Source organism: Sphingobium sp. (genome assembly GCA_035196065.1).
GTDB lineage: Bacteria > Pseudomonadota > Alphaproteobacteria > Sphingomonadales > Sphingomonadaceae > Sphingorhabdus_B > Sphingorhabdus_B rara.
Window position 1 is genome coordinate 669,585 of the sequence record CP136575.1, and the last position, 13,694, is coordinate 683,278.

General features: G+C 57.5%; 12 protein-coding genes and 1 tRNA gene. All 13 read left to right on the plus strand.

Annotated elements, in window-relative coordinates; genetic code table 11:
• Positions 1 to 35: 35 nt before the first annotated feature.
• The 13 genes from RSE16_03200 (at position 36) to pabB (ending at position 13,683) form a co-directional block, all read left to right on the plus strand.
• The gene (locus RSE16_03200) at positions 36 to 287 is read left to right on the plus strand and encodes a DUF6489 family protein (GenBank protein WRH76488.1); all 252 of its coding nucleotides are present in this window, start codon (positions 36 to 38) and stop codon (positions 285 to 287) included.
• A 9-nt stretch (positions 288 to 296) separates the two neighbouring features.
• Positions 297 to 1,592, plus strand: a complete 1,296-nt coding sequence (mnmE, locus tag RSE16_03205; GenBank protein ID WRH76489.1) for a tRNA uridine-5-carboxymethylaminomethyl(34) synthesis GTPase MnmE — start codon at positions 297 to 299, stop codon at positions 1,590 to 1,592.
• 68 nt (positions 1,593 to 1,660) lie between these two features.
• Complete coding sequence (gene mnmG / locus RSE16_03210) at positions 1,661 to 3,550, plus strand: tRNA uridine-5-carboxymethylaminomethyl(34) synthesis enzyme MnmG (GenBank protein ID WRH76490.1); 1,890 nt, start codon at positions 1,661 to 1,663, stop codon at positions 3,548 to 3,550.
• Entirely contained in the window at positions 3,547 to 4,200 is a 654-nt protein-coding gene (rsmG, locus tag RSE16_03215; protein ID WRH76491.1) for a 16S rRNA (guanine(527)-N(7))-methyltransferase RsmG, read from the plus strand. The genes mnmG and rsmG overlap by 4 nt, the downstream gene beginning before the upstream one ends.
• Positions 4,197 to 4,979, plus strand: coding sequence for a ParA family protein (locus RSE16_03220; protein WRH76492.1), 783 nt, complete (start codon positions 4,197 to 4,199; stop codon positions 4,977 to 4,979). Before rsmG ends, RSE16_03220 begins: the two co-directional genes overlap by 4 nt.
• Complete coding sequence (locus RSE16_03225; protein WRH76493.1) at positions 4,976 to 5,920, plus strand: ParB/RepB/Spo0J family partition protein; 945 nt, start codon at positions 4,976 to 4,978, stop codon at positions 5,918 to 5,920. The genes RSE16_03220 and RSE16_03225 overlap by 4 nt, the downstream gene beginning before the upstream one ends.
• Before the next feature lie 192 nt (positions 5,921 to 6,112).
• Positions 6,113 to 6,616, plus strand: a complete 504-nt coding sequence (locus tag RSE16_03230; protein WRH76494.1) for a DUF4402 domain-containing protein — start codon at positions 6,113 to 6,115, stop codon at positions 6,614 to 6,616.
• 183 nt (positions 6,617 to 6,799) lie between these two features.
• A complete protein-coding gene (locus RSE16_03235; protein WRH76495.1) occupies positions 6,800 to 7,627 on the plus strand; it encodes a molecular chaperone in 828 nt (275 codons plus the stop codon).
• 69 nt (positions 7,628 to 7,696) lie between these two features.
• Positions 7,697 to 10,357 (plus strand): carboxypeptidase-like regulatory domain-containing protein, encoded by a 2,661-nt coding sequence (locus tag RSE16_03240; protein WRH76496.1) that lies wholly within the window; start codon positions 7,697 to 7,699, stop codon positions 10,355 to 10,357.
• A 45-nt stretch (positions 10,358 to 10,402) separates the two neighbouring features.
• Complete coding sequence (fghA, locus tag RSE16_03245; GenBank protein WRH76497.1) at positions 10,403 to 11,245, plus strand: S-formylglutathione hydrolase; 843 nt, start codon at positions 10,403 to 10,405, stop codon at positions 11,243 to 11,245.
• The gene (locus RSE16_03250) at positions 11,242 to 11,751 is read left to right on the plus strand and encodes a molybdenum cofactor guanylyltransferase (protein ID WRH76498.1); all 510 of its coding nucleotides are present in this window, start codon (positions 11,242 to 11,244) and stop codon (positions 11,749 to 11,751) included. The genes fghA and RSE16_03250 overlap by 4 nt, the downstream gene beginning before the upstream one ends.
• A 46-nt stretch (positions 11,752 to 11,797) precedes the next feature.
• Positions 11,798 to 11,871 (plus strand) — tRNA-Gly (locus tag RSE16_03255).
• Between the two features lie 42 nt (positions 11,872 to 11,913).
• Positions 11,914 to 13,683: an aminodeoxychorismate synthase component I gene (gene pabB, locus RSE16_03260; protein WRH76499.1), complete on the plus strand. Its 1,770-nt coding sequence runs from the start codon at positions 11,914 to 11,916 to the stop codon at positions 13,681 to 13,683.
• Positions 13,684 to 13,694: the final 11 nt, after the last annotated feature.

Below are 13,694 nucleotides of genomic sequence, written 5' to 3' on the forward strand. Positions count from 1 at the left end.
TTGGCTCCTAAGCCAGCAAATTGGGAAGAGGCGATATGAAATTCAACATCGAAGTCGATACGACCCCAGAGGAAGTTCGCCGCCTGGTAGGCTTGCCGGATCTTTCCGAAGTCCATGACGTCTATTTGGAAAAGATGAAGGCGGTTGCCGACAAGGGGCTGACACCTGAAATGGTGCAGGGGATGATCCGCAACTGGGTACCAATGGGTGATCAGAGCATGGATTTCATCAAGGGACTGATGGGCGGACTTGCCGGCGGCGGTCTCGGCGCGAAAGACAAGAAATAACCGCATTTCATGGGGCTTGGCGAAACGATCTTTGCGCTGTCCAGTGGCGCGCCCCCTGCGGCCATAGCGATCATCCGGATCAGTGGTTCGGCAGCAGTTGCCGCCGCGGAATCGCTTATGGGAAAATTGCCGTCCCCGCGAAAGGCGGGGTTGCGTCGTCTGATCGATCCGCTTGATGGCAGCCTGCTTGATGAGGCGCTGGTTCTGCTATTTCCCGGGCCCGATACGGCCACTGGCGAGGATCTGGTTGAACTGCATCTGCATGGCGGTCGAGCCGTAGTGCGCGGCGTTGAAGCTGCTCTTGGCCGCATAGCTGGATTGCGGATGGCTGAGGCTGGGGAGTTTACCCGCCGCGCCTTTGCCAATGGCAGGATCGACCTTAACGAAGCCGAGGGTCTCGCTGATTTGCTGACGGCTGAAACCGAATGGCAACGTCGCGCCGCTGCGGCTATGGCAGGCGGCACATTTACCCGGCTGGTGGAACAATGGCGGGAGAGCTTGTTGCAGCTGTGCGCGCGTGTTGAAGCGCTGATCGACTTTTCCGATGAAGATGATGTTGGAGTTGAAGATTATTTATCAATAACAAATAGTTGTGAACAATTACGTGGTGCCATAGGTGCGCATTTATCTGCGCCAGTTGCAGAAAAACTGCGCGATGGATTGCGGGTGGTGCTCGCCGGCCCACCCAATAGCGGCAAGTCAACGCTGCTCAACGCACTGGTGGCGCGTGAAGCTGCCATCGTTTCAGACATTGCCGGCACCACGCGTGATGTGATCGAGGTGCCCGCTGCATTTGAAGGCATTCCTTTCATCTTTGCCGACACCGCCGGTCTGCGATCGGATAGCGGGGATGCCATTGAGGTGATCGGAATTGACCGCGCGAGAAGGATGATCGCTGAGGCCGACATCTTGTTGTGGCTCGGCGCCGAGGGTGAGGCGCCCGCACATTCCCATTGTATCGAAATTGAAGGACGCATCGATGATCCTGCCCATGTGGTGAAATCCGCCACCGCCCGCAGATTGTCTGCCTTAACAGGCGAGGGAGTTGCGGCGCTGATTGGGGATATTGTTGCGCTGGGTCGGTCGCTATTGCCACCGCCCGATATGTTTGCGCTCAATGAACGTCAACATCATGCCTTGCAGTCTGTTACGTTGTTTCTGGATCATGCTTCTCGCGCAAGGGATTTACTGATTGTCGCTGAAGAACTGCGCCAGGCAAGGCTGGCATTTGATGTGTTGACGGGGCGGGCGGGGACCGAGGATATGCTCGACGCGTTGTTCGGGCGCTTTTGTATCGGTAAGTAAAGATGTTCCACGTGGAACAGATCGACAGCTTTTGACGCCTCACGCCGCATAGGCTATGCGGACCCATAATGTACTGCACTGCAAAGCCCGATTTTGATGTTCTTGTAGTTGGTGGCGGCCATGCCGGTGTTGAGGCAGCGGCTGTGGCTGCGCGCATGGGCGCGCGTGTCGCCTTGGTGAGTTTCGTGCGTGACACAATTGGTGCCATGTCGTGCAATCCAGCGATCGGTGGCTTGGGCAAAGGCCATCTCGTTCGCGAAGTCGATGCATTTGACGGATTGATCGCCCGCGCGGCTGACGAGGCGGCGATCCATTATCGAATGCTCAATGCTTCAAAGGGCGCAGCGGTCCAAGGACCGCGAATCCAAGCCGACCGGAAATTGTTCCGACAGTCGATCCATCGGCAGCTAGCCGGAACACCTGATTTGGAGATTGTTGAGGGCGAGGTGGCCGCGTTGCGTTTTGCACCCGGCAGTGATCGCAGCATTGCTGGACTGGTCTTGTCTGATGGTTCCGAAATTTCGGCCTATGCAGTGATATTGTGCACGGGCACATTTCTGGGCGGAACATTATTTCGCGGAGAAGAGCGGCTCACCGGTGGCCGTATTGGCGAAGCCTCTGCCTTGAAGTTGGCTGAGCAGATTCGCGGCAGTCAGTTGCCCATGGCGCGATTGAAAACTGGGACGCCGCCGCGACTCGATGGTCGAACGATTGACTGGGCGCAACTGGAAGAACAGCCATCCGATGACGACGGCTGGACAATGTCTGCGATGACGGCGCGGCGTATGGTTCCGCAATTATATTGTGCAATCACGCGAACGAATAACCAAACGCACGACATCATCCGCAGCGGCCTTGATCGATCACCGCTTTTCGGAGGTGCAATCCAAGGGCAGGGACCGCGTTATTGCCCTTCGATCGAGGACAAGATTTTCCGCTTTGGCGATCGCGAAGGGCATCAGGTTTTCCTTGAGCCGGAGGGACTGCAATCGCACCTCATCTATCCCAACGGGATATCGACCTCATTGCCCACCGATGTACAGCTGGCAATGTTGCGATCGATGGCTGGACTGCAACAGGTCGAAATGGCCGTTCCGGGCTATGCAGTTGAATATGACCATATAGACCCGCGCGCCTTAGATCGTCGGCTCGCGGTCCGGGGATTTGAAGGCTTGTATTGCGCCGGCCAGATCAATGGCACGACTGGATATGAAGAGGCTGCGGCCCAAGGCTTGGTTGCAGGGATAGGCGCCGCTTGCCAGGTTTTGAATCGAGACTTTCCTGCGCTTGATCGTTCCAACAGCTATATTGCGGTGATGGTCGATGATCTTGTGCTGCATGGTGTGACGGAGCCTTACCGCATGCTGACCGCGCGTGCTGAGTACCGCTTGCGGCTACGGGCTGACAATGCGGGCACACGACTGACGCCGCTTGCTATTGCCGCTGGAGCTGCTGGGGAAGGTCGTCTGCGGGCCTTTACAGAGCGTGAGGAACGCAAAAACCAGCTTCGTGAAGCTTTGTGCGAAGATGCGAGTGCGGATCAACTGATCGCAATTGGCATTCCGGTGAAGCGCGATTCAGGAAAAATGCCCTTGTTTGACTGGTTGCGCTTTCCCGACGTGGCGCTTTCGTCCCTATTGGATGTTTCACGTGAAACAGCTTGTCATGGGGATGATGCGATCATTGGCGAGTTGGAACAGGACGGTCGTTACGCACCCTATGTGGACCGGCAGGCGGCCGAATTGCGCGATCTTGCCGCCAATGAGCAGATGCGTATTCCGGACGAAATCGACTATGGTTCGATGGCTGGTCTTTCAAACGAGATGGTTGAACGGTTGACAGTGGCCAGACCCGAAACTTTGGCAGCGGCCAGTCGTATTCGTGGAATTACGCCGGCCGCACTCGCCGCGATCTTGGTGCACGCTCGCCGTGCGGCGCAGGCAAAGCAAGCGGCATGACGGAAGATGAAGCGCGTCTATGGTTGTCGGCCAATCTTGATGTTTCACGTGAAACAGAGGAAAAGCTGGGAGCATTTGTCGCTTTCCTAATCGAAGAGGCCAAGCTGCAAAATTTGATATCTGCCGCGACTCTCAACCATATCTGGGCGCGTCACATCGTCGACAGTGCCCAATTGCTGCGCTTTGCCGAAAAGACGGGAAGCTGGATTGACCTAGGGTCAGGCGCGGGCTTTCCTGGTCTCGTCATTGCCTTGCTCAGCGATCATCGCGTTACTTTGGTCGAATCGCGGGCTCGTCGTATTGACTATCTTTCGCGGGCAGTTGATTTTCTCGGATTAAAAGATCGGGTATGCATCGCAGGTTCGTCGATCGAACGCGTAGAAACTGCCCCATTTTCGGTCATTTCGGCACGCGCCTTTGCGCCTTTGCCCCGGTTGCTTGACCTTGCCGTCCGATTTTCCACAGTAAAGACCTTATGGTTGTTACCAAAGGGCAAAAATGCCGGTAAGGAATTGCATGAGGCGCACGGACGATGGAATCTCGACTTCAACGTCGAAACCAGCATTACCGATAGCGAAGCGGGAATATTGGTTGGTCATGTTTTGGGTGAGCGCCCGAGGGCCAGCATGAAAGGACGGCGGAAACGATGATCCGGATCGCCATAGCGAACCAGAAGGGTGGCGTGGGAAAGACCACGACCGCAATCAACCTCGCTACCGCGCTTGCGGCTTGTGGTCGGCGCTGTCTGCTGATCGACCTCGACCCCCAGGGCAATGCGTCGACGGGGCTTGGCGTTAACGCATCGGACCGCAAATATAGCAGCTATGATCTGCTGATGGGCGAGGCGACGCTGGCTGAGGCTGTTGTAAAAACGATGATTCCCGGGCTTGATCTGCTGCCTGCAACGGTGGATCTTTCGGGCACCGAAGTTGAACTGGTCGACCATGCCGACCGGGCGCACAAATTGCAAAAAGCATTGGCGGAGGATGAGGCGCGCTGGGATGTCTGTCTGATTGATTGTCCGCCTTCACTCGGCATGTTGACGATTAATGCGCTGGTTGCGGCCGATTCGATCCTTGTTCCGCTGCAGTGCGAATTTTTCGCATTGGAAGGGCTCAGCCAACTGTTGCAAACGGTTGAGCGCATCCAGAATCGCTTCAATTCCTCGCTTTCGATCCTTGGCATTGCGTTGACCATGTTCGACCGTCGCAACCGCCTGACTGATCAGGTTGCTGAAGATGTTCGAAACTGCCTCGGCGGATTGGTGTTTGACACGGTAATACCGCGCAATGTCCGTCTGTCAGAGGCGCCCAGTCACGGTTTGCCGGCGCTGATCTATGATCATCGCTGTTCGGGATCGGAAGCCTATATGGGTTTGGCGCGAGAGCTGATCGGCCGCCTACCCGCCTCGAAGGAATTGGCTGCGTGAGCGACACTGAAAAGCCATTGCGCAAGAAGATGGGTCTTGGGCGGGGACTTGATGCCCTTTTGGGCGAGGTCTCACTCGATCGAACGGCCGATCGTGTTGCGGGCGGTGGCTCAACAGAGAGGCCCGTTGGTCCGCCTCCGACCAATACAGAAGGCGTCAGCACTATTGCGATTGCCGATATCCACCCGAATCCGGCACAGCCGCGCCGCCATTTCAGCGAGGAATCGCTGCAGGAACTGGCGGCGAGCCTGAAACGGCACGGTTTGATCCAGCCGATTCTCGTTCGTCCGCATGGTGCGGGATACCAGATTGTTGCCGGCGAACGGCGTTGGCGTGCGGCGCAGCGAGCGCAACTGCACAATGTCAAAGCGATCGTGCGGGAGCTTTCGGACGAAGAGACGCTCGAAATTGCGCTCATCGAAAACATTCAGCGCCAGGATCTGAACCCTATTGAAGAAGCAGAGGCCTATCGCAAACTCTGCCAGGATTTCGGTCATAGCCAGAGCGAGCTTGCCGCGATCGTCGAAAAATCGCGTAGCCATGTGGCAAATATGATGCGCCTTCTCGACCTGCCGGTGCTTGTCCGCGAACTGGTGGTTGAGGGCAAAATCAGCATGGGTCATGCGCGTGCGCTTCTCGGGTCGGATGATAGCGCCCGTCTGGCGGCGATTGTTGTGAAGCAGGGACTTTCGGTCCGGCAGACCGAGGCGCTCGTGCGCAAGTCCCGCGTTGAAGAAGGCAAGGTAGCCAAGCCGCGAATCGATGCGGGCGGCGGCGATGCCGATATTCGCGCCGTGGAGCAGCATTTGGGCGACCTTCTCGGTCTTAAGGTACGAATCGTCCATGATGGTTCGGGTGGAGCTGGTGCGGTGACTTTTGAATATCGCAGCCTTGATCAGCTCGACATGCTGTGCCAGCGGCTCACAGGCGAGCAATTCTGATCTAAATGGCTGTAAATCTGGCGCTAGATTCACAGCGTTAACCAACCAAGATACTGTTTCTAAATCAAAATCTGAAAAACTCCTCTTTTGGCGTTAACCATAAGCTGAAGCGTGCTTTTATGGTTTGCCTGCCAAAAGCGATGATGAATGCAGTGGGGCATTCCGAATTTTCGTTCGTCGCAAAAGGACCAGATGATGATCAAAAAGATGAAGCTCGCAGTTGCGGGCGCAGTACTTGCCGCAAGCATGGCATCCAACGCCGCTTATGCCGCCACCGAACAGGCCGATGCTACTGTGCAGGTGCTTGCAGCCGTGCAGCTGTCGGCTGTCAGTGACCTTAACTTTGGCATTGTTGCCGCTTCGGCTGCAGGCGGCACCGTTACGCTGGCACCGACCGCTGCGGCAGTTCCCGTCGGTTCGGGCGTTATCCCTATCAGCGGTGGTTCGTCCGCCAGTTTTCGCGTAACCCAGGCTACCAACGGAGAGACGATCGCGCTGAGCGTCGGCAACCCGACGCCTTTGACTTCGGGTGCCAACTCGATTCCGCTGTCGGGCCTGACGCTTTCGAACAGCAGCATTCTTTTCAACTCGTCTTCGTTGCAGACTGTTTACGTTGGCGGCACGATTTCGCTTGGTGCCAACCAGGCTGCGGGCACCTATGTCGGTTCGTTTGATGTAACCGCTGAATATCAATAAGATATGCCGGGCGGGATTGCCGCCTGATCAATCATTCCAGACCCCGGTTGCCTTGTGCAGCCGGGGTTTTTCTTTGCCTGCCGGGCAGCGTTAGCAGCTTGGTAACCATGTCCTGATAATCCGAAATGGATCAGAAAACCGGCAGACCAGGCCGGAACGGACCAGATCGGGCATGAAACCATTATGACTATTTTGCGCAAAGCTTTCGCGTGGGCGCTTGGCGGCCTTGCCGTCCTTATGACATCTGCGTCACCAGTCCATGCATCGGGCGATCTCCTTGTCGCCCCCACCCGCGTCATTCTTGATGGAAAACGCGGAACCCAGGTCATCCTGAACAATGTCGGCAGCGAAGAAACCACCTACCGGATTACTTTAGAGATAAAGCGGATGTCCGAAATGGGGGAGCTGGTCGACATCGACACAGCTTCAACCAGTGAAGCAGAAAAAGCTGCGCTTGGCCTCGTCCGCTATGCGCCGCGTCGGGTGACCCTGCTTCCCAACCAGCCGCAATCGATACGTATCGGGCTGAATGCGGCCGAAGGCCTGCCAGACGGGGAATATCGCGTGCACATGTTGTTTCGCGCCGTCCCAAAGACCAATGCCGTGACTGAAGAAACGGCAACGAACGAGGTGAAGATCCAGCTCATTCCTCTCTATGGTATCGCAATTCCTGTTATCATTCGTAAGGGTGAATTGAGCGTGACAGCAGCACTCGCCAATGCCCGCCTTGATCAGGGGGAGGATGGCCCGCTGTTGGCCTTTGATGCCACCCGAAAGGGCAACCGCTCGGTCTATGGTGAGTTTCGCGTCACCAAACCGGGTCAGGCCGAACCGTTATTGGTGCAAAAGGGCATTGCGATTTATCCCGAGATAGAACGCCGCAAGGTGGAACTGCAGCTTAGTCCCGAAGAAGCATCGGCGATCCGTGGCGGTGAAGTTGTGATTTCCTATCACGACACGCCCGAAAATGGTGGCGGCATGATTGCCCAGCTTCGTACGGTGGTGCGCTAACTCCTCGGCACCCGCCGACTGGCAGCAATCCTCATGTGGCGCTTCCTGCCCATATTTTGGCGAGGTCTATTGGCCATCGCACTTGCCACCGGCACCTTTGCGGTACCGGTGGCTTCAGCGCGTGCAGCCGATGGGGCGGTACGCTGGACTGCCAATGACGATGACCAGCTTTTGCTTGATGTCCGCGTCGGGCGGTTTCGCGTCGGTGATGGCGTGCGCGGCTATCAGACCGATAATGGAATATGTGTAGATTTTGCGGACATCATCATTGCGTTCGACCTTCCGGTGCGCCTCGATAAAAAGTCGCGCCGCGCAACTGGCTGGTTATTTGAGGAAAGCCGCACTTTCACCCTCGACCGCGACAGTGGAAGAGTACAAATCATGAACAAATCTGCATCTTTGGGTGCAGCCGACATTCGTGACACGCCGGAAGGCTGGTGCGTCGATACGCGTGCGCTGGGCCGCTGGCTCGATGTGACGTTGACCCCGGCGCTGAATGACGCACTGTTGGTGGTTGCTGCCGATCGCAAATTGCCATTCGAACTTGCAGAAGAACGGAAAGATCGGGCCGCACGGGTGCGCCCCACCGCCACATTCGACCTGCGTAGCCTGCCCCAGGCCAAGGATCCTTATCGTTTTTGGCGAACGCCGTCGGTCGACTTCGTGGCGTCAGCGGGAGTTCAGCGGGAAAAGGGACGCCCGACCGCGCTTAACGGCCGCTATGATATCTTTGTTGCAGGTGAAATCGCCCGTGCGGCGTTTGATGCACGATTGTCGTCAAATGATCAGGGAACACCTGAAAGCTTTCGGGTTCGCGCTTATCGCACCAGCGCCGAGGGTGGACTGCTCGGGCCGCTCAACGCCACACATTTCGGGGTGGGCGACGTTTCGTTGCCCAGTTCGTTCATCGGCAGCCGATCAACCCCCGGGCGCGGGCTGTATGTCACCAACCGCCCGCTGACCCGCCCCGACAATTTCGACCGAACCAGCTTTCGCGGCGAATTGCCCGATGGTTGGGAGGCCGAGCTTTACCGCAATGATCAGCTGATCGGCTATTTCCAGAGCCGCGGTGACGGTCGCTACGAATTTCTCGATGTGCCGCTGTTGTACGGCCAGAATCGCCTTGAAGTCGTTCTTTACGGCCCACAAGGGCAGATCAAACGGGATGTGCGGATGATTCCGGTCGGCCCCAATTCGATCCCGCCACGCGAAACCTATTACTGGGCCGGTATCCAGGATGCCGGCCGCGACCTCGTCAACCTCGGATCGAGCGATGCGCAGCCCTTTAATGGTTGGCGTGCCGGGTTCGGATTCGAACGGGGTATTGATGCCCGCATGTCGGTCGGGTTGTCGGCACTAACTTCGGTCTATGAAGGCCGGCGCGACAGCTATGCCGAGGCCATGATGCGGCGCGCCATTGGCCCTTCGCTGGTCGAGATAGCGGCGGCAGCTGATATTCGCGGCGGTAGCGCGCTGCGTGGCCAGATGCTGGCGCAAATCGGCCCAGCGATGATTGGCGCGCAATCCATCTGGCTGTTTGGCGGTTTCCGCAGTGAGCAGTATCTGCCCGGGCTGCGCGCCGAACATATGGCATCTTTCGATCACACTATTAAAATTGGTTCTAGATCAATACCTTATGGATTTGACGCTACCTATCGACAATCGCACAATGGCAATAGTTCGATTGAAGCCAAGGCGCGCACGTCTTTCAACATTGGTGGCATGACGGCAACGACCGATGTGATCTGGGAACAGATGAAATTTGCCTTTGGCAGTGATCCGCCGTCGCGCCTCGATGTCGCACTCCGCCTGAGCGGTCGTGCGGGCGGCTTGCGCCTGCGCGGCGAAGCGCGTTTTGGCGTGATGGGTGCTGCCGGCTTCAAGGAATCGCGGCTCACGGCCGAATGGCGTTCGGACGATAAGGCCAATTGGCGGGCTGAACTGGGTTATGAAGCGCTGAACCGCCGCGGGCGGCTCGGCTTTGGCTATACGCGCCAGTTCGAGAAGTTTGCGCTGACCGGGCAGCTTACTGCTGCGACCGATGGATCGGTTGCGGCACAAATGAGTCTTGCGTTCAGCCTGGGGCCGAATCCCAATGGCGGCGGTTTTCATATGTCGTCTGAAAAGCTGGCTTCCAGCGGGCAGGCAGCCGTACTGGTTTATCAGGATCTGAATGCCGATGGCCACCGACAATCGGATGAACCTTTTGAAAAGTCAGTAGAAATTACCACGGGCATAAATGGCCGCGGGCGACCGACCGATGAATCGGGGCAAACCCTGATCGGCGGTCTTGAACCCTATGTTCCCATTCTTGTCGGGATCGACGCGGATAGCCTGCCCGATCCTTATGTCCAACCGGCGTCGAGCGGTGTTGTAGTTACCCCGCGCCCTGGTGTTGCGATTGTCGTTGAACTGCCGCTTGTGGCCGCAGGGGAGGTTAGCGGCTATCTGGTGCGTGAAGGTGGCAAGATCATGGGCGGCCTTGATGTGGAATTGCTCGATGCTGCAGGGCGTATGATTCGATCAACCCGCAGCGAATATGACGGTTTCTTCCTCTTTGAACGTGTGCCCTATGGGCAATATCGTCTGCGTGTCGGGGCAATGGCGGCAAATATCGTTGGCGTTCAGTCGGAAATTGCCGTTCCGGTGCGGCTCGACCGGGCCAAGCCGACCGTCGATATGGGAACGGTTCAGCTAAAGCCGGCGACGCGAATTGCTGCTAGCGAATAAGCGCATCGCTTGACCTTTGAAGTAGAAGCCGCTTTGGCAGCAACCATGAGCATTGAAACATTATCCACCAACCGCGCCTTCAGTGGCGTCCAAGGCGTTTATCGCCACGCTTCTTCGGAAACCGGAACCGACATGACTTTCTCGGTTTTTGTTCCCGATCATGCACCGGGCGCAAAACTTCCGGTGGTTTGGTATCTTTCCGGCTTGACCTGTACCCATGCTAATGTGACCGAAAAGGGCGAGTTTCGCCGTGCTTGCGCTGAACTGGGTCTGATTTTTGTCGCGCCTGATACCAGCCCCCGGGGCGAGGACGTGCCCGACGATGCAGAGGGCGCCTATGATTTCGGGCTTGGCGCCGGCTTTTATGTCGATGCCACCGCTGCGCCGTTCGACCGGCATTACCGGATGCGCAGCTATATCGAGCATGAACTGCCCCGGCTGGTCGCGGAGCATTTTCCGGTCGATATGGACCGGCAGGGCATTATGGGCCATTCGATGGGCGGGCATGGCGCGCTCACAATTGCGCTCCGCAATCCCGGACGTTTCCGCGCAACCTCGGCATTTGCTCCGATTGTTGCACCAAGCCAGGTCCCCTGGGGTCAAAAGGCGCTGGGCGGTTATCTGGGATCCGATTCTACCGGATGGGCGGATTATGATGCCTGCGCGCTGATTGAATCGGGTGCGCGGCTTCCCGACCTGTTGGTCGATCAGGGCGAAGCCGACAATTTCCTTGCCGAACAGCTGAAAACCCATTTGCTCGAGGAGGTTTGCTCAGCCGCAGGACAAAAGGCGACGATCCGGATGCAGCCCGGCTATGATCACAGCTATTATTTCATATCGACTTTCATGGCCGAGCATCTGGCTTGGCATGCCCAACGGCTTGCATGAAGATATTGGGCGCGATTCTTGCCGGCGGGCAATCGCGCCGTTTTGGATCGGACAAAGCGCTCGCAGAATATGAAGGGCGCAGGCTGATCGACCATGTCGCTTCTGCGCTGCTCCCACAGGTTGACGGGTTGGTTGTCGCGGGGCGCGATTGGCCCGATATGGAAACAGTTGCCGATCTTCCCCGGCCGGGCATGGGGCCGCTCGCCGGTCTGGCAGGCGCGCTCGATTATGCCAGGCGCTATGGCTATGATGCCGTTCTCAGCAGCGGATGCGACATTCTCGGTCTTCCGGTCGATCTGGGACCGCAATTGGGTGCTGCGCCTGCAATTGTCGAGGATTTGCCGCTCGTCGGCATCTGGCCCACAGCCATGGCCGACCAATTGCTGCACTGGCTTGACAGCAGTCACCGCCATTCGGTTTACGCCTTCGTCGACTATTGCGGCGCGCGGCGGATTCGGTTGCAGCTTCCGCTGCGCAACATCAACCAGCCCTCCGATCTGGTTTAGGATATTGGCACTGCGCACAGAGTCGGCTTAAGAGGCGTTGCGAATCGCGGGTGTAGCTCAATGGTAGAGCAGCAGCTTCCCAAGCTGACGACGGGGGTTCGATTCCCCTCACCCGCTCCACGCCGCTTTCCCTTGTACAGCATAACGTTATAGCGAGACACGATGATCGATCCCGCGACGCCTTTTGTCCTGCTCGACGATGCCCGCGTTGCGGATGCCTCTCCGGCGCGGCTGTACAGCGATCCTTTTGAGATTCTGTGCGCCCGCCGGCCCGAAGATGTTGATTCCGTGCTCGCCGCCGCTCGCGCAGCGCAGCGTGCCGGGCACCATGTTGCAGGCTATCTCGCTTATGAAGCGGGCTTTGCACTGGAACCTAAACTTACCGCTCATTTGCAGGCAAGGCCGCCACATACACCCTTGATCTGGTTTGGTGTTTTTGAACGATACCATGAAATAGACAGCGCGGCGGTGGCCGGGCTGTTCCCGGATCCTGCCGGGGCGTGGTTGGGCCCTGTGCAGCCAAAGGTGACACGCGGCGATTATGAATCGGCCTTTGATGCGGTCGAAAATTACATCGCGGCGGGTGATATCTATCAGGCCAACCTCACCTTCCGGGCCGAAGCATGCTATGCTGGCGATCCGCTGGCGTTATATGCCGCCATCCGGCCCCGTGCGGCAGCGGGTTATGGCGGTATTGTCTGGACGGGCGAAGATTGGTTCCTTTCCTTTTCGCCCGAACTGTTTTTTGCGCTGCAGCACGGCCGGGTGACAGCCAAGCCGATGAAGGGTACCGCCAAGCGCGGGCGCAATGCCACGGCGGATGAGCGTCTCGCTCTTGAATTGCGTGAAGACCCAAAGCAGCGCGCCGAAAATTTGATGATTGTTGATCTGCTGCGCAACGATCTTTCGCGCGTGGCGCGACCGGCCTCGGTCTCTGTGCCTAATCTGTTTGCGATCGAAAGCTATCCGACCGTGCACCAGATGATCTCGACCGTTACAGCTGATCTTGATGCCGACAAGGACGCGATCGATCTCCTCAGCGCCATTTATCCGTGCGGTTCGATTACCGGTGCGCCGAAAATCCGTGCCATGGAGATTATTTCAGAGGTCGAAACTGCCCCGCGCGGTATTTATTGTGGTTCAATCGGGCGGATGGATCCATCGGGCGACGCTGCGTTCAACGTGGCAATACGCACTTTTCACTTGAACGAGGATCGCAAGCGGGCTTCTCTCGGGCTTGGGTCAGGCATCGTTGCAGATTCCGCTATGGCTGCGGAATGGGCGGAGTGTCTGGCCAAGGGGGAATTTGCACGGGTGCAACGGCGGGACTTCGATCTTATCGAAACCATGCGCTTCGAACCGGCCAAGGGTTTGCTGCGGCTTGAACTGCATCTGGAACGGATGAAGGAAAGTGCGCGGGCGCTTGGTTTTGAATTTGACCGGCACGAAGCCCGCAATCGGCTGCACGCGGCGGTTTTCCATCTCGACGCCGATGCCAAGGTGCGCCTGCTTGCCTCACGCAACGGCACGCTGGCCATCGCTATAACCGCTGCCCCAGTGACATCTGAAACGGCTCTGCGTGTGGTGGTGGTGCCGCTGCCGGTCGACCAAGGTGATTTCCGTTTGCGGCACAAGACGACCGATCGGGCTTTTTACGATGAAGCGCGGTTAGCATCAGGTGCTGATGAAGTTGTTTTTGCCGATCTCAAGGGACAGCTCACCGAAGGCAGCTTCACAGCTGTGTTTGTGGAACGGGATGGTAAGTTGCTCACCCCGCCGCTTTCTAACGGTCTGCTGCCTTCGGTGTTGCGGCGTGCCTTGATCGAATCAGGCGAGGCAATTGAGGCGGAACTTTCGGTGACCGATCTGACGGCCGGTTTCTTCGTCGGAAACAGCCTGCGCGGCCTGCTTCCGGCCAAACGGGTTGCGTAATTTTCGAACGC